Below are 22,145 nucleotides of genomic sequence, written 5' to 3'. Positions count from 1 at the left end.
CGGAGGCGTGGGCGGGGGCGTGGACACCGGCGCAGATTATCGGGCGGCGGCCGGACGGCCACGGGGGGACGTCCGCCGCGGGCGCGCATAAAGTGCGCACATGGGGCATTGGTGGACACGGAACATCATCGAGCCGGGGAAGCTGCCGCTGCTGCTGGCGCTGGCCTCCTTCGTCCTGACCTTCGTGATCACCCGGATCGTGGTCCGGCTCATCCGGGTGGGCAAGGGCCCGTTCGGCAACGTCAAGGCGGGCGGTCTGCACATCCACCACGTCGTGCCCGGGGTCGTCCTGACCGTGATCGGCGGGTTCGGCGCGGTGGGCAGCGACCGGCACGGCTTCGGCTCGGCCGTGTTCGCCGTGGTGTTCGGGGCCGGTGCGGGCCTGGTCCTCGACGAGTTCGCGCTGATCGTGCACCTCGACGACGTCTACTGGAGCGAGGAGGGCCGCAAGAGCGTGGAGGTCGTGGTGGTCACGGCGGCGCTGGTCGGCCTGATGATCGGCGGCTTCCTGCCCTTCGGCGTCAACGACCTCACGCAGAGCGAGCTGCGGAACCGGGCGGGCGTCACGCTGAGCATCGGCCTGAACTTCCTGCTCGTCCTGATGGCCCTCGGCAAGGGCAAGGCCCGGATGGCGGTCTTCGGGGTGATCGTCCCGCTGGTCGCCCTCGTCGGCGCGGTCCGCCTCGCCCGCCCCGTGTCACCCTGGGCCCGGCGCTTCTACCGCCGGCGGCCGCGCGCCCGGGCCAGGGCGCGGCTGCGGGCCTACCACCACGACCTCCGCTGGGCCGGACCCCGCCGCCGCTTCCAGGACCTGATCGGCGGCAGGCCCGACCCGGAGCCCGCCCGCGTCCTGCCGGGGCGTCCCTGACCGGTTCGCCGGCCGCGGGTCCAGGCGCCTGCGGTGCGGCCACCGCGGCAGGCCCGGCGCCTCCAGGAAGCCCTCCGCGCGGGCCGCGGCGAGGCCGATGCGCGGCAGGTCGGCGCTCTTCTCGAAGAGCAGGAACCGCGGCTCCCACACGGGCCGGTACTTGGCGTTGGCGCGGTACAGCGACTCGATCTGCCACCAGCGCGAGAAGAAGCTCAGCAGCGAGCGCCACAGCCGCAGCACCGGCCCGGCGCCGAGGCGCGCGCCGCGTTCGAAGACGGAACGGAACATGGCGAAGTTCAGCGAGACCTGTGTGACGCCGAGACCGGGGGCGCGCCGCAGCAGCTCGATCACCATGAACTCCATGAGCCCGTTCTCCGCGTCCCGGTCCCGGCGTATCAGGTCGAGGGAGAGCCCGTGCGGCCCCCAGGGCACGAAGGACAGCACGGCCCGCAACTGTCCGGTGGCCGGGCGCGGCGGGGACGACGGGATCGGGGGCGGAGGACGTCTCACGGTCCGGTGCTGCCCGCGGGGGCGGGCCCGTGGGTGTGACGGTTGGCCGGGACGGGCAGGCCGAGGTTGCCGCGCAGGGTGTCGGCCGCGTACTCGGTGCGGAACAGTCCGCGCTTCTGCAGGATCGGCACGACGCCGTCGACGAAGAGCTCCAGGTCGTCGTCGGTGCGGAAGGCGAGGTTGATGCCGTCGAAGGTGCCGGCGTCGAACCACTTCTCGATGGTGTCGGCGACGGTGTCCGGCGCCCCGACGAACGGCGAGCGGCGGAACTCGCTCACCGACTCGGCCACCTGACGCAGGGTCAGGTTCTCCGCCCTGGCCCGCTCGATCAGCTTGGACGCGCCGGTGCGGCCGCCCTTCTCGGCGAGGTGCGCCACGTCCGGGAAGGGGGCGTCGAGGTCGTGCCCGCTGAAGTCGTACGCGCCGAAGGAGCGGCCGAGGAGCGCGAGGTTGCGGTCGAAGTCGTTGTCCTCGTCGAAGATCTCCCGCTCGCGGCGCCGGGCCGCCTCGTCGGTGGCGGCGACGACCGGGCCGCCGTGGATGAAGATCTTGATGTGCTCGGGGTCGCGTCCGTAGGAGGCGGTGCGCCTCTTGATGTCGGCGTAGTACTCCTGCGCCTGCTCAAGGGAGCCGCCCGGCGCGTAGATGCCCTCGGCGACCTGCGCGGCGAGGTCGCGGCCCTCCTCGGAGACACCGGCCTGGAAGATCACCGGCTGGCCCTGCGGCGAGCGGGAGAGGTTGAGCGGCCCGGCGACCTTGAAGTGCTCGCCCTCGTGGTTGAGTTCGTGCAGCTTGGCCGGGTCGAGGAAGACACCGCGCGCCACGTCGGCCGGGAACGCGTCGTCCTCGTAGGAGTCCCACAGGCCGCGGGCGACCTGGACGAACTCCAGCGCCCGGCCGTAGCGGGTGGCGTAGTCGAGGTGCTCGTCGAGCCCGAAGTTCCTGGAGGTCCCGGTGTCGAAACTGGTCACCACGTTCCAGCCGGCCCGGCCGCCGCTGATGTGGTCGAGGGAGGCGAAGCGGCGGGCGAGGTTGAACGGCGAGTTGTACGTCGAGCTCGCCGTGCCGACCAGGCCGATGTGCCGGGTGTGGGTGGCGACCGCCGACAGCAGGGTCAGGGGTTCGAGGCGGTTGAGGTAGTGCGAGGGGTAGGTGGCGTTGATGAACTGGCTGTCGACGACGAACAGGGCGTCGAACAGGGCGTGTTCGGCCGCCTGGGCCTGCTTGATGTAGTAGCCGATGTCGATGCTGGCGTTCTTCGCGACGCGCGGGTCCTTCCAGAGCCCGTGCTGGCCGGGGCCGCCGACGCCGTAGGGGTGCAGCGCGAGGTGGATCGTGCGGGACATGGGATTCCTCTCGGAGGTGCGGTGACGGTCCGCAGGGACGGGGACGGGGGCGGGTGTAGACGTGCCGGGGGGCGGTGACGACGTCGCGGGCGGCGCCGGTCTCGACGAGTTCGCCCTGGTGGAGCACCGCGATGCGGTCGGCGACCCCGACGACGGACCCCAGGTCGTGCGAGATGAAGACGAGGGCCGTGCCCGCGGCGCGCAGGTCCTTGAGGATCTGCAGGATCTGGACGCGGTTGGCGGAGTCGAGGGCGCTCACCGGCTCGTCGAGGATGATCAGCCGCGGTTCGGTGACCAGGGCCCGGGCCACCGCGACGCGCTGGCGCTGGCCGCCGGAGAGCTCGCCCGGGAGGCGGTCGAGCAGGTCCTCGGAGAGCCGTACGCGCCCGAGGAACGCACGGGCCCGGCCGGTCGCCTCCGATCGCGGGACGCCTTGGACGAGCAGCGGCTCGGTCAGGGACTCCTCGACGGTCAGGTCCGGGTCGAGGCTGCGCAGCGGGTCCTGGAAGACGTACTGGACGACGCCACGGCGGCGCAGCCGGCGCCACTGGCGGCCGGTGTACCCGCCGACGTCCTCGCCGCCGATGACGATGCGGCCGGCCGTGGGCCGCACCAGGCCGAGGACGGTGCGGGCGAAGGTGGACTTGCCGGAGCCCGTCTCGCCGATGATGCCGACGGTTTCGCCGGGCGCGACGCTCAGCGAGACGCCGTGCAGCGCGCGGCGGCGCCGCCGGCGCGGTCCGTGGTGCACGTCGAGGCCGGTGACCTCCAGGACGGGGTCCTCGTCCGGGCGGGCGGCGGCCGGTCCGTCCGGGGCGGCCGGCGTGTGTGCGGTGCTCATGACGTCTCCCGCGGCGTGAGGAACTTCTCCAGGCCGTAGCTCTCGTGCTCGGCGATGAGCAACTTGGTGTAAGGGTGGCGCGGGTGGTGGAGCACCTCGCCGGTCGTGCCCTGTTCCACCACCTCGCCCTCGCGCATGACGAGGACCTCGTCGCACAACTGGGCGACGACCGCGAGGTCGTGGGAGACGACCACCAGGGCCAGCCCGGCGTGTTCGCGCAGTTCGGCGAGGAGGTCGAGGATCTCGGCCTGGACCGTGACGTCGAGCGCGGTCGTCGCCTCGTCGGCGATGAGGATCTGTGGGTCGGCGGCGATCGCGGCCGCGATCAGGACGCGCTGGAGCATGCCGCCGGACAGCTCGTGGGTGTACTGGCTGTAGACCAGTTCAGGGTCGCGCAGCTGGACGGCCCGGAGCAACTCCATTGCCCGCCCGCGTGATTGACGGCGTTTCAGGCCCTTCTTGACCCGGACGACCTCGGCGATCTGCGCGCCCACCCGGATCGAGGGGTTGAGGTAGGACGACGGGTCCTGGAAGACCGCGCTGATCGTGGCTCCGCGCAGCTCCGTCCACCGCTGGGGGGTGAGGGTCGCGATGTCGGTGCCGCCGATCTCGATCGAGCCGGCCGAGACCTCGAAGTGCGGGGGCAGGATGCCCAGGGTGGCGCGGCAGGTGAGGGTCTTGCCGCTGCCGGACTCGCCGACGATGCCGACCGTCCTGCCGGGGGTGAGGTCGAAGCTCACCCCGTGGACGATCTCGCGGTCGGTGACCCGGTCGCTGATGCGCACGTCGCGCACGGCGAGGACCGGGGCCGCCGTCGCGGCCGGCGCGGAGCGCTCCGCAGCACCCGCGGCACCCGCGGTACCCGCGGCACTCGGGCCGGCGCCGGGGGCGGCGTCCTCCGACAGTTCCGACAGCTCGGACAGGGGCGCCATCACGCACCTCCGGTGGTTGCGGGTTCGGGCCCGGACCCGGTCGTGTCCGGGCGGTCGGCGCGCGCCCTGCGCTGGTTGACGAAGGCGCGCCCCGCCTCGCCGGAGACGTCGCGGATCGCGTCGGCGAGCAGGTTGGCGGCCCAGACGGTGACCATGATCAGCAGGGCGGGGGCCAGCGGCGCCCACGGCTGGTAGCTGAGGTAGCCGAGGTCGGAGGCGAGCAGGCCGCCCCAGGTGGGCGCGGGCGGCTGCACGCCGATGCCCAGGAAGGTGAGGCTGGAGACGATGATGAAGCCGACGCCGATGGTCTGGGCGAGGGCGACGGCGATCGGCGGCAGCACCTTGACCCACACGTGGCGGCGTACGATCCAGCCGACGGAGGCGCCCGCGATGATCGCGGCCTCCACGTACGGGGAGCGGGCGACGGCCAGGGTGGCGGCGCGGGCCACCCGGTAGAAGAGCGGTGAGACCAGGGCGCCCGTGACGAGCATGGCCTGGGTGATGCCGTTGCCCAGGAGGGCGATGACGGCGACCGCGAAGAGCAGGAACGGCAGGGCGACCAGGGTGTCGGCCAGCCGCAGGGTGATCCATTCGAAGGTCCGGCCGAGGTAGACCGACAGGATGCCCGGGACCACGCCGACCACCAGGGCCGTCAGGGCCACTTCGAGCGAGCCGAGCACGCTGACGCGGGAGCCGTCCAGGAGCCGGCTGAAGGTGTCGCGGCCGAGGTGGTCGGTGCCCAGCCAGTGCGAGCCCGAGACGGCGGCGAGGGTGTTGTCGCTGGTCGCCAGGGGGTCCTGCGGGGCGAGCAGCGGGCCGAGGACCGCGAGCAGGGCGATCACGGCGAGGACGGTCACGGCGATCCGGCCGGACGTCAGGGTGAGGACGCGGCGCACCATGGTCATACCCCCCGCTGGGATGCCGGCGTGACACGTGCCAGCACCAGGTTGACGATCAGGTTGAAGAGGACGACCAGCACGATCGACACCACCAGGACGCCCTGCACGGCCGGTACGTCGCCGGCCTGGGCCGAGTCGTTGGCGAAGCGGCCGAAGCCCTGCAGGCCGAAGATCCACTCGGTGACGACGGAGGCGCCGACCAGCGCGGGGAACTTGAGCCCCAGGGTGGCCAGGGCCGGTCCGATGCCGTTGCGCAGCACGTGGCCGAGGAAGATCCGGCGGGGGCTCAGTCCCCGGACGACCGCGCCCGTCACGTAGTTCTCCCGGTAGGCCGCGACAAGGCTGCCGCGGAGCTGGCGGGCGACGTCCGCCACGACGTCGAAGCTGAGCGCGAGCGCCGGGAGCGTGATGTGCGCGAGCCACGGGCCCAAGCCCTGCTCCACCGGGACGTACCCGGCGGAGGGGAACACGCCCAGTCCCACGGCGAGGACGGCGACCAGCACGATGCCGACGACGAACGCCGGCATCACCGAGATCAGGGTGACGAAGCCCGTGACGGACCGGTCGATCCAGGTGGTGCGCTTCAGGGCGGCGACCGTGCCGAGGGCGAACCCCAGGACGACGCCGATGACCAGGGCGAGCGTCGCGACGGACAGGCTCACCCCCAGGCCCAGGCCGATGAGCGTGGAGATGTCGGCGCCGTTGGTCCAGCTGGTGCCGAGCTGTCCGTGCAGGACGCCGGTGAACCAGTCCCAGTACTGGGCCAGGAAGGGCCGGTCGAGACCCCACTGGGCCTCGACCCGTGCGATCGCCTCGGGTGTCGCCTCCTCCCCCAGCTGGATCCGTGCCGGGCTGAGGCCGCTCATGGACCGCAGCGCGAAGGTCACGAACGTGGCGAGCAGGAAGACCGGCACGAAGATCACGACCGACCGGGCCAGGGTCGCCAGGAGGCGGCCGAGCGTGTGCCGCACCCTGGTCGCGGCGACGGCGCGACGGCGGGCGGGCGGGGCCTGTTCCGCGGTCGTCGTCATGGGGTGCCCCTCTCTGTGACGGGCTTGTGGTGCATGGGCGGTGGACGGGGTCAGCGGGAGCCGGAGATGGTCACTCCGGTCCAGTCGATGTGGGCCGGGTTCTTCGGCAGGTCGGAGATCGCCTTGCTCTTGGCGATGAGGTTCGGCTGGGAGTAGGTGAAGACGAGCGCCTTGCTCTCCAGCCCCGCCCGGGTGGCGGCCTGCAGGGTCTTCGCGTAGTCCGGCGACTCCAGCGGCGTCCTGCGCACCTCGGCGACGGCGGCCTCGAAGCCGTCGGGCTCGTACGGCGTGCTGAGGTTCAGCGGACCGTCGGGGCCGAAGTGGGCGGTGAGGGTCTGTACGGCGGAGTCACGGCCGGTGGTCGCGTACAGCGAGAAGGTCAGGTCCTTGGCGAAGAAGGGGGTGGCCCAGTTCTTGTCGATCTTGATGGTGACCTTGATGCCGACCTTCGCCAGCTGCGACTGGACGATCTCCGCCTGGGGGTCCTCCGCCGGGATGACCAGGTCCAGCTTGATGTCACCCGCCTTGTGCCCCGCCTCGGCGAGGAGCTTCTTCGACTTCGCCGGGTCGTAGGGGTAGGCGTTCTCGGACTCCGGGTCGTAGGCCACGTATCCCTTGGGGAACGGCTGGTCGGTCACCTCGCCGTAGCCGAAGGTCAGTTTGTCGACGAACTCCTGGCGGTTGACCGCGTGCCGTACGGCGTCGACGACCCGGTCGTCGTCGAACGGCGCCTTGTTGACGTTGAGGCTGAGGTTGGAGGCGTTGAAGCCCGGCTGCACGAAGACGTCGAGGCCGGCCTTCTTGGCGGCGGACGCCTGACTCGGGTCCAGGTCGGCGAAGTTGTAGACGCCGGTCTGCAGGCCGGAGACGACGGTGGAGGCGTCGGGGGCGGAGGTCAGCTCGACGTTGTCGATGTGGATGTTCTTCGCGTCCCAGTAGTCCGGGTTCTTCTTCAGCACCGCCTTGGTGCCCGGGACCAGCTGGGTGACGACGAACGGGCCCGCGCCGACCGGGTTCTGGTCCAGCTTCTCCGGGTTCCGCGCCGCCTTGGGGCTGGCCACCTGCAGGACGCGCTGGCCGAGCAACTGCGGTATCTGGTAGTCGACCTGGCTCAGGTGCAGGACGACGTCCAGGCCGTCGGCGTCCACCGACTCGATGGAGGTCAGGTCGCCGAAGAGCGCGGAGTTCTTCTGCTTCTGCGCCCGCTCGACGGCCGCCTTGACCGCGGCGCCGTCGACCGGCTCGCCGTCGCTGAACGTGAGGCCGGGGCGCAGGTGGAAGGTGATCTCGTCGCCCCGATCGTTGTACTCCCAGCTCTTCGCCAGGTCGGGGACGGCCTTGCCGGTCTCGTCGGTGCGCGTCAACGAGGCATAGGTGAGGGCGAGTTCACGGAACTGCGCGCCGCTGCCGCCGACGACCGGGTCCCAGTGGGTCGGGAAGTACGAGGAGGTCCACTTCAGGGTGGAGCCGCCGCTCGCGGCGGCGGTGTCCCCGCCGCAGGCGCTCAGGACGGGGGTGAGCACGGCCGCGAGGGCGCCGGCCAGGGCGGTGGCCCGCAGGCGGCGCGCCCGTCGGGACGCACGGGGGCCGGGCCCGGGGCTGCGGGTGATGAGGTGAGCGGGCATCTCGTTCTTCCTGAGGCGGGCCCCGGCCGTGGCCGGGGCGGAAGGAGCGGGGCGAGGMGTCCGGCTTCGCCCGTACGGGAACGGCGGTCCGCTCCCTGCACGGGCAGCACGGACACCCCGGCGGGAGCACCGGCGCGCGCTCGGGGCGCGCGGCACTCGGGACAGGAGTACGCGGAACTGCCGAACCACAGGGATGCGGGGCCGCGGGAGTCGGCGGGCTCGCGGGAACGGTCCGGGGGACGAGGAGGGCGTGCGACAGGACGTCGGACACGGGAAGGAGGGCGAGGGCGCAGGAGCCGGCGCGGCGCGGTCGGGCACCGGGGGGCCGGTGCCGGGAATCGCTGCCGGGTGCCGGGAATCGGCGCTTGGTACCGGAATCGGTGCCGGGGCAGCGGTCAGGCGGCTGCGGGCCGGGAACGGCGGAGGGTCAGCGACAGAGTGCGCTGCTGGTGCGCCGCAGGTCCACGTAGCGGCACACCACACCGGGGTGCGTCGTGAGCATGGTGTCATCCTGGGGGCTGCCGCAACCGGCTGTCAATGGACACCAATTGGTGTCTCATTGGTCGGGACGGGAAGGGACCGCAGCTCACAGGCGTGTCGCGCGCGGACGGGCCCGGGTGACCGCCCGGGGGACCGGCACACGGACGGACACGAGTGACCGCCCCGGGACCCGGCGCACGGGCGGTCGTCCGGCGGAGGGTCAACGGGTGGCCGGGTGCGTGCGCGCCTCGTCCGGGTGCAGCCACAGCGGGCCGCCGGCGGTGTCCAGCCGGACCGCGGACGGGGGCGGCCACGGGCCCGGCGCGAGCACCTGCCGCTCCGGGTCGGTCAAGCTGCGGTGGCGCTCCAGCGCGTCCGCCGGGGAGAGCCGCCCGGAGACCTTCGACAGCCCGGGGCCCAGGGCCTCGACGGCGGCGGCGTACTCCTCGAAGGGGCGCCACCCGGGGACGACGCGGTACTCCGCCGGGGTCCGGACGAGCAGGGTGGGCAGCGCGTACCGGTGGCCGCCCCCGTCGGTCTCCTTGGCCGCGCCGGGATGCGGCGAGCCGTCCCACCGCGCCAGCACCTCGGGCACCGGGCGGCGCGCCTCCAGCCGGTCGGCGCGCACCTGTTCCAGCACCGGCCCGGACGCGGCGTCGGCGGCGAGGCGCCGCAGGTCGAGCCCCGGCACGCCCCGTACCGCGGACAGCGCCGCCCCGGTGGTGTCTGCGGGCTCGCCGAGCACGAAGACACTCTCCCGCAGCCGCCGCAGCACCCGCTCGGCCACCGCCTCGCCCTGCGCGACGGCTGCCTCGGCGACGAGCGAGGCGGGCCAGGAGTCGGCCGGCATCCGGCTGAGCCGCGCGGGGCGGGGGGCCAGGGTGTGCGCGCCGACCTCCTCGACGTACCGCGCGTACCAGGCGGTCTCCGCCGCGGGGTCGGGCGGCGCGTCGTCCTCGTCGTCGAAGAGGATCGCGTACACCCGCCGCCAGCGGACCCGGCCGGCCAGCGCCGCCCGCAACGCGCGGAAGACCGGCTCCGATCCCCAGGCCCAGGGGCACAACGGATCGGTGTACTCGACCACTTCGACCGCTTGGGCCGCTTCGACGGCTTCGACCGCTTCGGCCACGGACGCCGGCTCCGGCGCTCCCGTCACGCGGCGCCCCTGCGGGTCAGCCCCTGCTCAACTCCCTTGCCCAGCAGGGAGGTCAGGGTCACCCCGCCCAGGACCGCCGCCGCACCGGCCTCGACCTCCCGCCACACGTCGGGCAACCCGGCCGCGGGCCCCGGGTAGTCGAGGCCGGCCAGGGACTCGCCCCGCAGGGTGATGAGTTCGCCGTCGACGGCGCGGGTCACGTCGAGCAGGGTGATCTCCCCGGCGGGTCTGCCGAGCCAGTAACCGCCCTCGCACCCGCGCTGGCTGCGCACCAGCCCCGCTCTGCGCAACTCGCCCACCACGGACTTCAGGAAGCGGAACGGAATCTCCTGCGAGGAGGCCATGGCTTCACAGGTGAGCGGACGGGAAGGTTCGCGGGCGAGTTCCAGCAGCGCCCTCATGGCGTAGTCCGCCTTCGCGGAAATATGCATGCGCACATCATGCCGCAGGAGCGGCTCCGCGCGCGGCTCCCCGGCCCGCTGTTTCCTACATTGCGGGAACATTGCCGCAGGTGAAAGCCAATGGACACCTCTTGACATCCTTTTCGGGCCGGATCTAGCGTCGCCGCCATGAGCGAGCTGCTGACGACCCCCGGTGAAGGGTTCCACCCGCACCTCCACGACGCCCCGGACCCCCCGGCCGCACCCCTGCGCGGCCGTCTGCACCACATCCGCGCCGACGCCCTGGACGGGGACACCGCGCAGAGCGGCGGGATGCGCAGGTTCGCGGCCGTCAGCGGACGGACCGTCGGCTCCGAGAAGCTGTGGATGGGCCAGACCCATGTGGCTCCCTCGACCGCCTCCTCCGACCACCACCACGGCGAGTCCGAGACCGCCATCTACGTGGTGAGCGGGCACCCCGAGTTCGTCTTCGTCGACGCTCCGGGCGAGGACGGCCGGGTCCAGGAGGTGCGGCTGCGCACGGCGCCCGGCGACTACGTCTTCGTCCCGCCGTTCGTGCCGCACCGCGAGGAGAACCCGGACCCGGACGACGAGGCCGTGGTCGTCATCGCGCGCAGCACGCAGGAGGCGATCGTGGTCAACCTGCCCCAGTTGTACGCGCTGTCGCCGGACGAGGCCTGACGGCCGGACCGTACCGGCGTCCGTCCCACGAGCCCACGAGCCCGCGGGTCCGCAGCTCTCAGCCGTCGGTCCTCGGTCCTCAGGCCCGTGACGGATCGTGCGGCCGACCAAGCCGGCCAGGGCCGCCAGGGCGGTCGGTAGGCCGGTCGGCCGGCTCCCGCTGCCGGGCGCCCGCGGCGATCAGCAGGGCGACCGTCTCCGGGTACGGCCCGGTCATCGCCCAGTCGAGCGGGGAACGGCCCGTTCCGTGGTCCTCGCGCAGCTCCGGGTCGGCCCCGTGCGCGAGCAGCGCGCCCACCGTCTCGGTGTGGCCCCAGCAGGCGGCCGCGCACAGGGGCGTGCCCTCGGTGCCGCGTCCGCTCTCGGCGTCGGGCGGGGCCCCGGCCGCCAGCAGGCACCGGACCGTGTCGACGGCGCCGTGCACGGACGCGGCGTACAGGGGCGTGGTGCCGTCGGAGTCGGCCGCCCCGGGGTGGGCCCCCGACCGCAGCAGGGCCTCGACCCGCGCGCGGTCCCCGAGGGCCGCCGCGTCGACGAGCCTCCTCGAAAGCTTCTTCCGGCGCCGCTCGTTCATCGGGTCCCGGCCCGTCCGGTGGGTGAACACGGTTGCGGGAGTGGGGAGTTCGAGGTCACGGGACGGTTCTCCTGGACGTGCGGCCACCGGCGCGGCCGGCCGGGAGCCCGACGGTAGCGGCGGCCCCGGGACGGCTGCCKCCCGATTTCGGCCCGGGAGGCACCGGCTGCGCGGGACCCGGCGCCCTTGGTGCGCCCGCCTCCGTGCGGAGGGGCGCGGCCGTCGGTGCGAGGACCCGCGCCGTCCCTCGGCGCGGGTCCTCGCGTGCAGTCGTCCTCGCGGCGCCCGGGGCGTGCGGGAGTACGCCCCGACTCGAAAGGCCGCGAGGACGGCGGACCGGGACCCGCACAGAGGATCGCGGGATGCGGGTACCGGCGGTCCTGGTGATTCCGGTGGTCCTGGTGGCATGGCGGTTCTGCGGCCCAGGGGCAGGGGGCCGGAAGGGGGCCCGCCGCGGCGGGCCGGCCGGTCGCCCGTGGAGCGGCCGGTCGTCCTGCCGGAGATCCTAGGGCGTGACCGGGGCGAGGCAAGGACGTCTTTCGGCCCCGGCGGACGGACCCGGCCGGATCGCGCGGGGCGGCTGCGCGCACCCGGCGTATCACCGGGTCCCGCTGACCGGATCGGTCCGCCGCGGGACCCGATACGGCATGTCGCGGCCCGGTCCGCGTGGCGCAGACTCGGGGCATGACCCGAGCACTGATCGTCATCGATGTCCAGGAGTCCTTCCGCGCCCGTCCGCTGTGGGCGACGATCTCCGACCCGAAGATCGCCGACCAGGTGAACCGGCTGGTCCGGATCGCCCGCCGGGCGGGCGACCTCGTGGTGTGGGTGCTGCACAGCGAACCCGGCAGCGGCGACGTCTTCGACCCGGCCCTGGGCCACGTCCGCCTGATGGAGGAACTGGAGCGGGTGGAGGGCGAGCCGCTGATCCACAAGACCTCGCACAACGCCTTCACCACCACCAACCTGCAGCAGCTGCTCACCGAGCGCGGCATCCGCGAGCTCACCGTCTGCGGCATCCGCACCGAGCAGTGCGTGGAGACGACGACCCGTGTCGCGAGCGACCTCGGCCACCGGGTCACGTTCGTCACCGACGCGACCGCGACCAACCCCATCCCGCACCGCGACGCCCCCGCCGGGCAGAGCGTCGCCGAGCTGCTGGCCGACCCCCGTACGCTGTCCGCCGACGAGGTGGTCAGGCGCACCGAGTACGCCCTGGCCGGACGCTTCGCCACCATCGCGACGGTCGACGAGCTGGAGGCCGCGGCCGGGCATCGGGGATGATGACCGGATCGTGAGCCGCATCGTCTTCTTCCTGGTACCCGGAGTCCATCTGCTGGACCTGGCCGGCCCCGCGCAGGTCTTCTCCACGGCGGCCGACTTCGGGTACCCCTACACGCTCTCCTACGTCGCCGAGCGGACACCGGTGCCCACCGTGCAGGGCGTGCCGCTGGTGGCCGGGCTGGACTGGCCCGAGCTCGGTCCCGGGGACCTGATCGTGGTCCCCGGCTGGCGGGCGGGCACCCTGGCCGGCGGCCCCGCCGTCGGTGCGGAGCCCCTGCGGATCATCCGGGAGCACCACGCGGCGGGCGGGACGGTGGCCAGTGTCTGCGCCGGGGCCGAGGCGCTGGGCACGGCGGGCCTGCTGGACGGGCGCCGCTGCACCACCCACCACGACGTGCAGGAGGAGCTGGCCCTGCGTCACCCGCGGGCGGTGGTGGTCCGGGACGTGCTGTTCACGACCGACGACCGGGTGATCACCTCGGCCGGCATCGCCAGCGGCATCGACCTGGCCCTGCACCTGGTCGCGGTCCGGCACGGCCCGGCCGTCGCCGCCCGGGTGGCCAGGGAGATGGTCGTGTACGCCCGCCGCAACGGCCACGAACCGCAGTCCAGCGCGATGCTCCGGCACCGCTCGCACCTCGACGACACGGTGCACCGGGCCCAGGACCTCATCGACGCCCGCTTCGACCGGCCGCTCCCCCTCCCCGTCCTGGCGTCGGCGGTCGGTGTCAGCGAACGCACCCTCACACGGCTCTTCAGCCGTGCCACCGGGCTCACTCCCCTGCGCTACCAGCAGACGCTGCGCCTCGAACGGGCCCAGCACCTCATGAGCCACGGCGCGACGATGGACGCCGCGGCGCGCTCCGTGGGCTTCGAGGACCCCCGCATGCTGCGCCGCCTGCGGGCCCGCGCGACCTGAGGGCGCCGGCGCGGTGACATGCGCCGTCGCCGCGCGAGGCGGGGTGCGGCGTCCGAATATGCCCTGGTGGGACGGGTCTGGGCGGCGGGTAGGGTGAGGCCGTGCTTGGGCCGTAGGCACGCGTCCTCGCCGTGCCCACGGGTGATCCGTGCGGCTCGCGCGAGTGCTCCGACGCGTCCGTTCCCCCAGGAAGACCGAGCCGTGAGCCAAGAGGCCCGCATTCGGGGCAGGACCGTGCCCCCGGCGGACGTGCGCCGCGGAACGGAGCGGGCGGGACCCCCGCCGCGGCGGTCAGCCGTTCAGGGCCTGCTCGACCGTCGGATGGCAGGGGATGAGGGCGTCGACGCCGACCAACTGCAGCACCCGTAGGACGGACTCCTGGGCGGCGGCTATGCGCAGCCACCCCTGGGCGCCGTCGGCGGCCTGGTGGGCCAGGATGAACGCGTTGATGCCGCTGGAGTCCATGAAGGTCACACCGCTGAGGTCCACCACGATCCGCGGCGGCTCACGGTCCTCGACCAGCAGGGCCTTGCCGAGCACGCCGCTGACGGCGTGATCGATCTCGCCCCGTACCGTCACGACACGGACGCCGTCGGTGTCGGAGTGTTCGATGGAGAGCCGGCCGGGCCGGCTCCCGTTCTGTATGTCGGTCACAGTCTCCTCGACTGATTAGGCTTACCCCGGGTCAGAACCTGCACGGACGATTCTGCCCCACCGCCCGGGCCGAATACACCCGGGTGGTTGTGCCGAAAAACACCCCCTGTGACACGGGGGTACGCAGGACCGTCAGTGGTGCGCACGTGAACGGGGAATGAGGGCGAGGCCAGTGGGATCCCATGCCGACGACGACGGCTGTATAGCCTCAGGCGGGTACCTGATGCGCGCGGGGTACGCACTGGGCGGAGACCACGGTTGCATCGCGGAGGCCCGCCACCACGCGGTCGACTTCCTCACCCGGGCCCGCACCGACCGCCAACTGCCGGTCTCCCAGAGGGCGATGGACCTCACGCAGCTGGTCGTCAGCGAGCTGGTCACCAACGCCCGTAAGTACGCCCCCGGCCCCGTCCTGATGGAACTGCGCGTCACCGCCGACACCGTGGACGTCACCGTGTGGGACAGCGACCCCACCGTCCCCACGGCCCGCACCGCCGACCCGGGCCGCATCGGGCAGCACGGCCTGGAGATCGTCGCCGCCGTGACCGAGGAGCTCTCCATCGAGCCGGAGTCCGTCGGCAAGCGCATCACGGCCCGTATCGCCCTGCCCGACCGGCCCGACGACGTCCCCCGGACCTGAGTGCACCGGTTCGGTCGGCTTTGCGCGGTTCCACGCCGCATACGCGGAGTATGCGTATGAGGGCATGCAGGTGGAATATGACGGCACACGTCTCGATTTGATTGCGTCGCGCACCCCGCGGTGACAAGCGCAGGGCGCCTGCTTAGCATGGGGCTCCCCCCTCACCCCCCCCGAAGTCCACATGTGACCATCCGTCATGTGTCCCGGCGCCGGTGCGCCCCGGATCGGATCCCAGGGGACGCTCCTCCCTCTCCCCCCCCGCGCAGGTCTGTGTGACCGGGGCGCCTTCGGCGACCCCGCAGAAAGGTTTCTTCAACGCGGGACCCCGAACGGGGCCCGCGGTCCGAAAGGCGTTCGGTGAACAGCACGGTCAGTCAGTTCAACTACGGAATGGTCACTCCCGTCGTCGCGTTCCTGATGGCCTGTGCCGGTTCGGCACTGGGTCTGCGCTGCACGACACGGTCGGTACGCATGGGCAGCCGGGGCCGCAGGGCCCCGTGGCTCGCGCTGGGCGCCGTCTGCATCGGGTCCGGCATCTGGACGATGCACTTCATCGCCATGATCGGATTCACCGTCCGCGGCGCGTCCATCAGGTACGACCCCGCCCTCACCTTCCTCAGCCTCGGCGTCGCGGTGGCCGTGGTGTTCCTCGGCGTGTTCGTCGTGGGGTACCGCGGCGTGTCGCCGCTCACCCTGGGGACCGCCGGGGTGGTCACCGGCGCGGGCGTCGCGGCGATGCACTACATCGGGATGTACGGGATGGAGTTCGCCGGGCACCTGACGTTCGATCCCCTGACGGTCGGCCTGTCGGTGCTGACCGCCGTGACGGCGGCGACCGCCGCGCTGTGGGCGGCCGTCTCCCTGCACACCCTGGCCTCGGCCACGGCGGCGAGCGTCATCATGGGGGTCGCGGTGACGGGCATGCACTACATCGGCATGGCCGCCATGAGCGTCCACGTGGATGCAGACTCCGCGGTGCTCGGCCAGTCGTCGCTGGACCTGCTCGTCTCGCTGCTCCCCATGGTGGGCGGACCGGTCCTGGTGCTGGTCCTGGCCGCCGTGATCGTCATGTTCGACCCGGACATGCTCATCGGCAACGAGTCCCCCGACGGCCGGGGCGCCCGCGCGGCGCAGGCCGCGCCCGCCGGGGAGGAACGGCCGACGGCGTCCTGGCCCGCCCTCTGACCGAGCAGGTCCGGGTCCGGTGCGCCGGTCTCGCGGCGCCGCGGTCAGGCCGCGGAGGTGGTGCCGCGCCCGCGATCGGCGGCGTCGCCGTCGGCAGTGTCGCGCCCGGTGGTCCCGGTCGCGGTGAGCCTGCTGTGCAGCCCCGCGAGTCCCACGGCCAGTGCGTGCCGTTCGCCGTGCGGCATGGCGTCGATGGCCTGGTGCAGCATCGTCTCGCGCTGCTCGCGGATGCGTCGCAGGTGCGTTCTGCCCGCGCTCGTCAGCCGCAGGACGACCTCGCGCCCGCTGTCCGGGCACGGGCGGCGCTCCAGGAACCCGACGGCCTGCAGGCGGTCGCACAGCCGGCTGACGGACGGGGGCGCGGCGCCGAGTTGTTCGCACACGGCCCGCATCCGTATCCCCTCCTCGGCGCCGGCGCGGTCGACGAGGTACATCAGGCGCAGTTGCGAGGTGGAGGCGGGCGCGGTGGCCGCGGCGGTCGCTTGCCTGGCTTTCTCCCACATCACGTCGAGGAGTTCGGCGATCTCCCCGGCGGACCGGGTGGCCTCGTGGGAGAGGTCCCGTGAAGTGAAGTCTGGTACTGGCATGAGCTCCCCGTCGGTGTGACTGGCGTGCCCCGTGGCCGCTCGGCCGGACGGCTGTTCGGCATGAAGTATGGCGTCAGCTGGTCCCGTCCGGTCCGGTGGGGCGGGCCGCCCTCGCCTCGTCGCCCGCGCCCGGAGCCTCGCCCACGTCCAGGGAGGCGGAGTTGCCGCCGCCCGGGGAGGACCCCGTGAGGTAGTTCAGGCTGCCCGTGATGGTCAGGAGCCGGTCCAGCACCGCCGGGCGGTCGTCCAGGTGGAGGCGTACGCCGGCCTGACCGGTCCGGCGGCGGACCATCAGGAGTATGGACAGCCCCATGGAGTCGACCGTGCCGAGCCCGGCGCAGTGCAGGTGCAGGTCGTCCAGGTGCGGACGGGCGCCCAGGACGGCGGTGACCTCGGCCAGGAGGTCGTCGGCCGTGTCGTAGTCGAGGTCTCCGTGGAGCTCGATACGGACCGTGTCCTCGCTGTCGACCGTGGTCAGACGCAGGTGGGCGGGGGGCATCGTGGTCATGAGGCGCTCTCGGCGGTGCTGCGGTCGACGGGTGCGTACGGGCGGGAGCCGTGGTCGGGGCGGGTGAGGGCGGCGGTGCCGTGTTCGAGGATGCAGACGGCCCGCGGGAAGTCCTTGAGCTCGGCGGCCAGGATGGACAGGGTCGGTGGGAGGCTGCGCGCGGGCACCCCGCGGGCGGTGAGGATCTGCGCGGTCCAGGTGATGAAGGACGCGAAGAGGTCCTCGTCCCCGAGGTACAGGGCCGTGCCGAGGAACTCCACGATGTGGGCGAGGTCCTCGGCCGTGTGCTCACGCTGCAGTTCGCTGTACGTGCGCAGGGCGGGGAACGCTGCTTCGAGGGCGGTGAAGACGGTGCGCACCAGCGCGGCGCTGTTGCGGGTGATCAGGGTGTACTCCTGATCGGCCAGGTGCGGCAGGTCGTCGAGCTGCTGGTGGTCGCGGCGCGGGCGGGGCAGTGGGCCCGCGGCGAGGCGGTCGGCCGCGGCGCGTGCGTCGGGCGCCCAGGCGTCGGCGTCCAGCAGGAAGGCGTAACGGCCGTCGGGACCGAAGGCGGCGCCCCCGACGAGGACCGGGACGCCGATGGCCTGGCAGGCGGTGATCGCGGCGTGCGCGGTGGGCAGCCTGGTCGCGATCGAGCTGGAGAGGGCGACCGCGTCGGAGTTGGTGCGGTGCAGGTGGGCGATGAGGTGCGGGCCGGGCACCTGGGCTCCGAGGTAGTCCACCCGCCAGCCGCGCAGGGTCAGCACCTCGGCGAGCAGCCGGGCGGGCAGCGCGTGCCACTCGCCGTCGACGCACGCCACCGTGATCCTGCCCCGGGTGGGGGCGGTGCGGGCGGCGGGGTGCAGGGAGAGCGCGGCGACGGCCCGTTCGTTGATGGCGGTCGCGGCGTGCTCCTGGGCCACGCTGAGACGGTTGGCGGCCCATTCCTCGCCCACCTTGCCCTGCACCCGGGCGATCACGTCCAGCAGCACGGACTCCGGGTCGACTCCGCGCTCCAGCGCGCCGAGGACCACCTCGGTGGCCGTGCGCTCGTCGCCCGCGGAGACGGCGGTCCACAGGTCGTCGGCCAGCTGCCCGACGGTGTCACCGGTGGCGGCCCGGTGCGGGGTGTGGATGCTCATGCGGTGAACCTGCCCCGGGTGTGGCCGTCCACCGCGCTGAGGTGGTGGGTGCGGGGCGCGGAGATCACGACGACGGCCATGTCGTCGTGGCGTCCCGTCCCGATCCACTGCGCGGCGAGCATCTGGACCCGCTCCACGATGCTCTCGGACGGCATGCCCGCGCACTCCGCCAGGATGCGCTTGAGCCGTGCCTCGCCGAACTGGACGCCGCCCATCGGCCCGCCCTCGGCCTCCGTGATCCCGTCCGTGTAGAGCACGCAGGACTCGCCGGGCGCGAGGGTGAGGGTGGTGGTGTGGGCGGGTGCTTGGGGCATGGCCCCGACCAGGGTGCCGCGCGTCTCGGCCTCCTCCACGGTGCCGTTCGCGCGCACGACGAGCGGGGTCGGGTGGCCGGCGCTGGTCAGGCGCAGCTGCACCTCGTTGCCCGCCCGTACGGCGGAGGCCAGGACCAGGGTCGCGAACCGGGTGTGGTGGGAGTTGAGCAGCGCGGTGTTGAGCAGGGTGATCATCCGCTGGTGGTCGTCGGCCAGCGGCAGCAGGGCGTGCAGGGTGTTGCGGATCTTCCCGGTCAGTACGGCGGCTTCCAGCCCCTTGCCGCACACGTCGCCCAGGGTGACCAGCGACGCCTCGCCGTCGACGGCGGCGGGGTGCACGTCGTAGAAGTCGCCGCCGATCCGTTCGTGGTCGGCGGACGGCCGGTAGCCGCCGGCGTAGTCCACCCCCGAGATCTGGTGCAGCGACGGGGGCAGCAGCTCCCGCATGAGCACGTCGGTGATCGAGGTCTGCTCGGCGTACAGGCGGGCGGCCGACATCGCGGCCCCGGCGCGCGCGGCGAACAGCCGGGCGAACACCTCCTCGCTGTCGGTGAACGCCGCACTGTCCGCGCGGCGCAGCAGGACGAGGGCGCCGGCGGGGACGCCGTGCCCGGGCAGCGGGGTGATCACTATCGAGCCGACCTCGCCGAATTCCCCGGGCACCATCCAGTCCGGCGCGGCGGAGGGGTCGATCCACCGCGAGGGCACCGGCGGGAACCCGCGCAGCGCCTCGCCGAGACCGGGTACGTCGTCGGGGTCCACCGACTCGTGGGACAGCGAGGGAGTGCCGTCGCGCAGGCAGGTCACCACCGGGAGCCGGCGTCCGTGCGTCGGCGCGATCACCAGGGCCGCGTCGCAGAGGTGCTCCGCGGCCAGGCTCGCGGTCACGTCCATGCAGCGCCCCAGGTTGAGGGAGGCCAGCAGCGTGCTGGACGCCTCGGTCAGGAAGGCGGTGCGCGTGCGCTCCAGCCGCAGCGCCTCGCGCGCCAGCAGGTGATCGGTGTCGTCCACCAGCCACCAGGCGACCGTGCCGTCCTCCCGCGCACTGGGGTGCGCCTCGAAACTGCGGTCACCGATCACGCCGGACAGCGGTGCGTCCGCCTCCTGAGCCGCCTTCGCCCCGGAGGTCCGGACCGCCTGGTCGGCCGCCGACAGCCAGGCCGGTACCACGTCGTGGAAACGGGTACCCGGACCGGCGGCGGGCAGCAGTGCCCCGGCCGCGGCGTTGCGCAGCACGACCGCGCCCTGCGCGTCAGCGACCAGGACGGGATAGGGGGCTTCGCCCCAGGCGGAGCCGTGCTCCGTGCCGGCACCGGACTGCGGTTTGGTGGAGACCAAAAATTGAGGACCCGCTGGGCGAATCCCTCACCTCATCCACTCGAAGAAACGTTGCCTTGAGGCAACAATCCCCCATACCGCACCGTCCTGGCAACCTCGCCCGCGAAGACGGCGATCCGGTCGACGAGGCTGCACGGTCTGCTCCCGCATGCACCAGTCATACCAGTCACCGCGGGAGCGGGATCATTCCCCGGTCCACGGCGATCCGTACGTGCGGGCCAGTGAGGCGATCTCTGCGGGTGCCAGGAGCCGGGGCGCCCGCGCGCCGAGGCTGAGGAGGAGCGCGCAGACCTCCTCCAGCTCCACCGCCGCCTCCACGGCCCGGGCCAGGGAGGCACCCGCGACGACCGGGCCGTGGTTCTGCAGCAGGGCGGCGCGGAAGGGGAACGGCAGGGCTTCCATCGCGTCGGCCTGCGCGCGGTCGCCCGGCGCCGCGTAGGGCAGCAGGGGCGTCTGGCCGACCCGCATGACGAAGTACGGCGTCAGCGGCGGCACGGCGCTGTGCCCGCTCCAGGCGGGCAGGCAGGAGACGGCCGCCGCGTGCCGGGAGTGCAGGTGGACGACGGCCCGCGCGGCCGGGTCGCGCCGGTAGAACGCGGTGTGCAGCGGGAACTCCTTGGACGGCTTCGGCCCGTCGAGGTGCGCCCCGGTCAGGTCCAGGACGCTGAGCGCCGCGGGGTCGATGCGGGCCAGGTCCGTGCCGGTGGGGGTGAGGTGGATCCGGTCGCCCTCACGGATGCTGAGGTTTCCGGAGGAGCCGGGGCTCAGGCCCAGGCCGGCGAGGTGGGCGCCGGCCGCGGCGAGTTCGGATCGCGCGTCGTTCATACGAGGACGCTCCAGGCCTCGGTGAAGATGTCCGGGGCGCCGAAGTTGCCCGACTTCAGGGCCACGTCGACGCTCCGCCCGCCGTTCTCGTCGCCGCAGACGGCCCGGGCCCAGGTGACGCCCGGGGCGATGGGGGAGCCGATGGTGAGCGTGCGCACGCCGAGCGCGGTGATCACCGCGCCGGACGTCTCCCCGCCCGCCACGAGCAGCCGCCGCGCGCCGGCCGCGACCAGGCGGGTGGCGCAGGCCGCCAGCGCCCGCTCCACCAGGGCCGACGCCGCGGGGGAGTCGTCCAGGTCGCCCAGGTCGCCGACGGCGTACAGGAGCGGGGGCCGCAGTGGGTCCCGCTGCCAGCAGGCGCGGGCGAAGGCGACCAGGTCGCCGACCGCCGCGTCGAAGTCGGCGCGCAGCGCGGCGAGATCGAGTCTGCGGTGCGGAAGGTGGGCGCGGCCGTGCGCCACCTGGGCGCGGGTGGCCGAGGAGGCGCTGCCGGACAGGACGACGCCCGGCTCGCCGGGACCCGACGCGGCCGCCGCGCGTGCGGCGTCGGGGCGGGGCCCGGTCAGCCCGAGCGCGAGTCCCGCGGCGCCGGTGACGAGCGGGTGCTCCCGCGTGGCCGTGGCGATGGTGCGCAGGTCCTCGTCCTCGGTGGCGTCCACGACGACGAGCGCGTCCGCGAGGGCGGGATCGTCCAGCGCCGACGCCAGGGCCGCCGCCCCGGCCCGTACGGTGTCCAGGCCCACCAGCCGCACCGGGCGCGTGGTCTGCGGGGCCAGCAGGCGTCCCACGTGGGAGTCGCGCATCGGGGTGAGCGGGTGGTGGCGCATCGGGCTCTCGTCGAGCAGCTCGTCGTGGACGAAGAGCCTGCCGCGGTAGACGGTGCGGCCGGTGACCGGGAACGACGGGACGACGACGGCGCGCCGTTCCCCGAGCGCGTCCAGCAGCGCGTCGGCGACCGGGCCGATGTTGCCCCGGTCCGTGGAGTCGAAGGTCGAGCAGAACTTGAAGTAGAAGCGCCGGCAGCCCGCCGCCCGCAGGGCGCGCAGGGCGGCGAGCGAGGAGTCCACGGCCTCGGCGACCGGCGCCGTACGCGATTTGAGCGCAATGACGACCGCGTCCGCGGCGTCCGCCGCGGCGCGCCCCGGTCCGTCGGTGATGCTGTCGGGGCCGACGGCCACCACGGTGCGGTGGCCGCGGGCGACCAGCGTCGTGGCGAGGTCCGTTGCCCCGGTGAAGTCGTCGGCGATGGCCCCGAGGGTCGGCATCAGGCCTCCTTGCGATGGGTGGGTGTGGCGCCCCGCCCGGTGCGCCGGGTGAATCCCGTGACCAGGCCGTGTGAAAAAATGTTAACAGACTTTACGTAGATGGGATCTGCTGATACATCTTGTTAACGAGCTCCTCCGTGGCTGTCGCTCCGCCGACGAGT

Annotated in this window: 21 protein-coding genes and 2 pseudogenes; 6 read left to right on the top strand and 17 right to left on the bottom strand. The window is 73.3% G+C overall.

What is annotated here, in order from left to right; all coding sequences use genetic code 11:
* Positions 1-100: 100 nt before the first annotated feature.
* Complete coding sequence (locus tag FGF04_RS06595; protein ID WP_149510289.1) at positions 101-868, top strand: hypothetical protein; 768 nt, start codon at positions 101-103, stop codon at positions 866-868.
* A gap of 21 nt (positions 869-889) precedes the next feature.
* Here FGF04_RS06595 and FGF04_RS06590 read toward each other — a convergent pair.
* The 9 genes and pseudogenes from FGF04_RS06590 to FGF04_RS06550 form a co-directional block, all read right to left on the bottom strand.
* Positions 890-1,333: pseudogene (locus tag FGF04_RS06590) on the bottom strand (phosphatidylglycerol lysyltransferase domain-containing protein); the annotation flags it as partial.
* A 41-nt stretch (positions 1,334-1,374) separates the two neighbouring features.
* Positions 1,375-2,724 (bottom strand): LLM class flavin-dependent oxidoreductase, encoded by a 1,350-nt coding sequence (locus FGF04_RS06585; protein WP_149510288.1) that lies wholly within the window; start codon positions 2,722-2,724, stop codon positions 1,375-1,377.
* Positions 2,725-2,773: 49 nt separating this feature from the next.
* Positions 2,774-3,565: pseudogene (locus FGF04_RS06580) on the bottom strand (ABC transporter ATP-binding protein); the annotation flags it as partial.
* Positions 3,562-4,497 (bottom strand): ABC transporter ATP-binding protein, encoded by a 936-nt coding sequence (locus FGF04_RS06575; protein ID WP_149510287.1) that lies wholly within the window; start codon positions 4,495-4,497, stop codon positions 3,562-3,564. The pseudogene FGF04_RS06580 and the gene FGF04_RS06575, both read right to left, overlap by 4 nt.
* On the bottom strand, positions 4,497-5,396 hold the full coding sequence (locus tag FGF04_RS06570; RefSeq protein ID WP_149510295.1) for an ABC transporter permease: 900 nt from the start codon (positions 5,394-5,396) through the stop codon (positions 4,497-4,499). Before FGF04_RS06570 ends, FGF04_RS06575 begins: the two co-directional genes overlap by 1 nt.
* Positions 5,397-5,398: 2 nt before the next feature.
* Positions 5,399-6,427, bottom strand: a complete 1,029-nt coding sequence (locus FGF04_RS06565) for an ABC transporter permease (RefSeq protein WP_149510286.1) — start codon at positions 6,425-6,427, stop codon at positions 5,399-5,401.
* A 50-nt stretch (positions 6,428-6,477) separates the two neighbouring features.
* Entirely contained in the window at positions 6,478-8,052 is a 1,575-nt protein-coding gene (locus FGF04_RS06560) for an ABC transporter substrate-binding protein (protein WP_149510285.1), read from the bottom strand.
* Between the two features lie 700 nt (positions 8,053-8,752).
* A complete protein-coding gene (locus FGF04_RS06555) occupies positions 8,753-9,688 on the bottom strand; it encodes a DsbA family oxidoreductase (RefSeq protein ID WP_408055590.1) in 936 nt (311 codons plus the stop codon).
* A complete protein-coding gene (locus FGF04_RS06550) occupies positions 9,685-10,119 on the bottom strand; it encodes an RrF2 family transcriptional regulator (RefSeq protein WP_149510284.1) in 435 nt (144 codons plus the stop codon). The genes FGF04_RS06555 and FGF04_RS06550 overlap by 4 nt, the downstream gene beginning before the upstream one ends.
* A 138-nt stretch (positions 10,120-10,257) precedes the next feature.
* Between FGF04_RS06550 and FGF04_RS06545 the strand changes: the two genes are divergently transcribed.
* Entirely contained in the window at positions 10,258-10,770 is a 513-nt protein-coding gene (locus tag FGF04_RS06545) for a cupin domain-containing protein (protein ID WP_149510283.1), read from the top strand.
* Positions 10,771-10,849: 79 nt separating this feature from the next.
* On the opposite strand, the gene FGF04_RS06540 is transcribed toward FGF04_RS06545, so the two are convergent.
* The gene (locus FGF04_RS06540) at positions 10,850-11,344 is read right to left on the bottom strand and encodes an ankyrin repeat domain-containing protein (protein WP_149510293.1); all 495 of its coding nucleotides are present in this window, start codon (positions 11,342-11,344) and stop codon (positions 10,850-10,852) included.
* Positions 11,345-12,028: 684 nt separating this feature from the next.
* On the opposite strand from FGF04_RS06540, the gene FGF04_RS06535 reads away from it, so the two are divergent.
* Both FGF04_RS06535 and FGF04_RS06530 read left to right on the top strand, forming a co-directional pair.
* Positions 12,029-12,628, top strand: a complete 600-nt coding sequence (locus tag FGF04_RS06535) for a cysteine hydrolase family protein (RefSeq protein ID WP_149510282.1) — start codon at positions 12,029-12,031, stop codon at positions 12,626-12,628.
* A gap of 10 nt (positions 12,629-12,638) precedes the next feature.
* On the top strand, positions 12,639-13,547 hold the full coding sequence (locus tag FGF04_RS06530; RefSeq protein ID WP_149510281.1) for a GlxA family transcriptional regulator: 909 nt from the start codon (positions 12,639-12,641) through the stop codon (positions 13,545-13,547).
* 291 nt (positions 13,548-13,838) lie between these two features.
* On the opposite strand, the gene FGF04_RS06525 is transcribed toward FGF04_RS06530, so the two are convergent.
* Positions 13,839-14,201, bottom strand: a complete 363-nt coding sequence (locus FGF04_RS06525) for an STAS domain-containing protein (protein WP_149510280.1) — start codon at positions 14,199-14,201, stop codon at positions 13,839-13,841.
* 223 nt (positions 14,202-14,424) lie between these two features.
* Here FGF04_RS06525 and FGF04_RS06520 point away from each other — a divergent pair, with 223 nt between their 5' ends.
* Both FGF04_RS06520 and FGF04_RS06515 read left to right on the top strand, forming a co-directional pair.
* The gene (locus FGF04_RS06520) at positions 14,425-14,841 is read left to right on the top strand and encodes an ATP-binding protein (RefSeq protein WP_149510279.1); all 417 of its coding nucleotides are present in this window, start codon (positions 14,425-14,427) and stop codon (positions 14,839-14,841) included.
* 357 nt (positions 14,842-15,198) lie between these two features.
* Positions 15,199-16,026, top strand: coding sequence for an MHYT domain-containing protein (locus FGF04_RS06515; protein WP_149510278.1), 828 nt, complete (start codon positions 15,199-15,201; stop codon positions 16,024-16,026).
* A 44-nt stretch (positions 16,027-16,070) separates the two neighbouring features.
* Here FGF04_RS06515 and FGF04_RS06510 read toward each other — a convergent pair whose 3' ends face one another.
* The 6 genes from FGF04_RS06510 to otnK all read right to left on the bottom strand — a co-directional run bounded on the left by FGF04_RS06510 (position 16,071) and on the right by otnK (position 21,984).
* Positions 16,071-16,613: a MarR family winged helix-turn-helix transcriptional regulator gene (locus tag FGF04_RS06510; RefSeq protein WP_149510277.1), complete on the bottom strand. Its 543-nt coding sequence runs from the start codon at positions 16,611-16,613 to the stop codon at positions 16,071-16,073.
* A gap of 73 nt (positions 16,614-16,686) precedes the next feature.
* Entirely contained in the window at positions 16,687-17,121 is a 435-nt protein-coding gene (locus tag FGF04_RS06505) for an STAS domain-containing protein (protein WP_149510276.1), read from the bottom strand.
* Positions 17,118-18,242, bottom strand: a complete 1,125-nt coding sequence (locus FGF04_RS06500; protein WP_149510275.1) for a cobalamin B12-binding domain-containing protein — start codon at positions 18,240-18,242, stop codon at positions 17,118-17,120. The genes FGF04_RS06505 and FGF04_RS06500 overlap by 4 nt, the downstream gene beginning before the upstream one ends.
* Complete coding sequence (locus FGF04_RS06495) at positions 18,239-19,894, bottom strand: PP2C family protein-serine/threonine phosphatase (protein WP_408055589.1); 1,656 nt, start codon at positions 19,892-19,894, stop codon at positions 18,239-18,241. Before FGF04_RS06495 ends, FGF04_RS06500 begins: the two co-directional genes overlap by 4 nt.
* 183 nt (positions 19,895-20,077) lie before the next feature.
* Positions 20,078-20,719, bottom strand: coding sequence for a class II aldolase/adducin family protein (locus FGF04_RS06490; RefSeq protein WP_149510274.1), 642 nt, complete (start codon positions 20,717-20,719; stop codon positions 20,078-20,080).
* Positions 20,716-21,984: a 3-oxo-tetronate kinase gene (gene otnK, locus FGF04_RS06485; RefSeq protein ID WP_149510273.1), complete on the bottom strand. Its 1,269-nt coding sequence runs from the start codon at positions 21,982-21,984 to the stop codon at positions 20,716-20,718. The genes FGF04_RS06490 and otnK overlap by 4 nt, the downstream gene beginning before the upstream one ends.
* Positions 21,985-22,145: the final 161 nt, after the last annotated feature.

Source organism: Streptomyces apricus, from assembly GCF_008369065.1.
Lineage (GTDB): Bacteria > Actinomycetota > Actinomycetes > Streptomycetales > Streptomycetaceae > Streptomyces > Streptomyces apricus.
This window is presented reverse-complemented; position numbering and strand designations above follow the sequence as displayed.

What these genes read in the sequence shown, in the direction of transcription:
- FGF04_RS06595 (WP_149510289.1), top strand. Translation starts at nt 101, where the DNA reads ATGGGGCATTGGTGGACACGGAACATCATCGAGCCGGGGAAGCTGCCG.
- FGF04_RS06585 (WP_149510288.1), bottom strand. Translation starts at nt 2,724, where the DNA reads ATGTCCCGCACGATCCACCTCGCGCTGCACCCCTACGGCGTCGGCGGC.
- FGF04_RS06575 (WP_149510287.1), bottom strand. Translation starts at nt 4,497, where the DNA reads ATGGCGCCCCTGTCCGAGCTGTCGGAACTGTCGGAGGACGCCGCCCCC.
- FGF04_RS06570 (WP_149510295.1), bottom strand. Translation starts at nt 5,396, where the DNA reads ATGGTGCGCCGCGTCCTCACCCTGACGTCCGGCCGGATCGCCGTGACC.
- FGF04_RS06565 (WP_149510286.1), bottom strand. Translation starts at nt 6,427, where the DNA reads ATGACGACGACCGCGGAACAGGCCCCGCCCGCCCGCCGTCGCGCCGTC.
- FGF04_RS06560 (WP_149510285.1), bottom strand. Translation starts at nt 8,052, where the DNA reads ATGCCCGCTCACCTCATCACCCGCAGCCCCGGGCCCGGCCCCCGTGCG.
- FGF04_RS06550 (WP_149510284.1), bottom strand. Translation starts at nt 10,119, where the DNA reads ATGCATATTTCCGCGAAGGCGGACTACGCCATGAGGGCGCTGCTGGAA.
- FGF04_RS06545 (WP_149510283.1), top strand. Translation starts at nt 10,258, where the DNA reads ATGAGCGAGCTGCTGACGACCCCCGGTGAAGGGTTCCACCCGCACCTC.
- FGF04_RS06540 (WP_149510293.1), bottom strand. Translation starts at nt 11,344, where the DNA reads ATGAACGAGCGGCGCCGGAAGAAGCTTTCGAGGAGGCTCGTCGACGCG.
- FGF04_RS06535 (WP_149510282.1), top strand. Translation starts at nt 12,029, where the DNA reads ATGACCCGAGCACTGATCGTCATCGATGTCCAGGAGTCCTTCCGCGCC.
- FGF04_RS06520 (WP_149510279.1), top strand. Translation starts at nt 14,425, where the DNA reads ATGCGCGCGGGGTACGCACTGGGCGGAGACCACGGTTGCATCGCGGAG.
- FGF04_RS06510 (WP_149510277.1), bottom strand. Translation starts at nt 16,613, where the DNA reads ATGCCAGTACCAGACTTCACTTCACGGGACCTCTCCCACGAGGCCACC.
- FGF04_RS06505 (WP_149510276.1), bottom strand. Translation starts at nt 17,121, where the DNA reads ATGACCACGATGCCCCCCGCCCACCTGCGTCTGACCACGGTCGACAGC.
- FGF04_RS06500 (WP_149510275.1), bottom strand. Translation starts at nt 18,242, where the DNA reads ATGAGCATCCACACCCCGCACCGGGCCGCCACCGGTGACACCGTCGGG.
- FGF04_RS06490 (WP_149510274.1), bottom strand. Translation starts at nt 20,719, where the DNA reads ATGAACGACGCGCGATCCGAACTCGCCGCGGCCGGCGCCCACCTCGCC.
- otnK (WP_149510273.1), bottom strand. Translation starts at nt 21,984, where the DNA reads ATGCCGACCCTCGGGGCCATCGCCGACGACTTCACCGGGGCAACGGAC.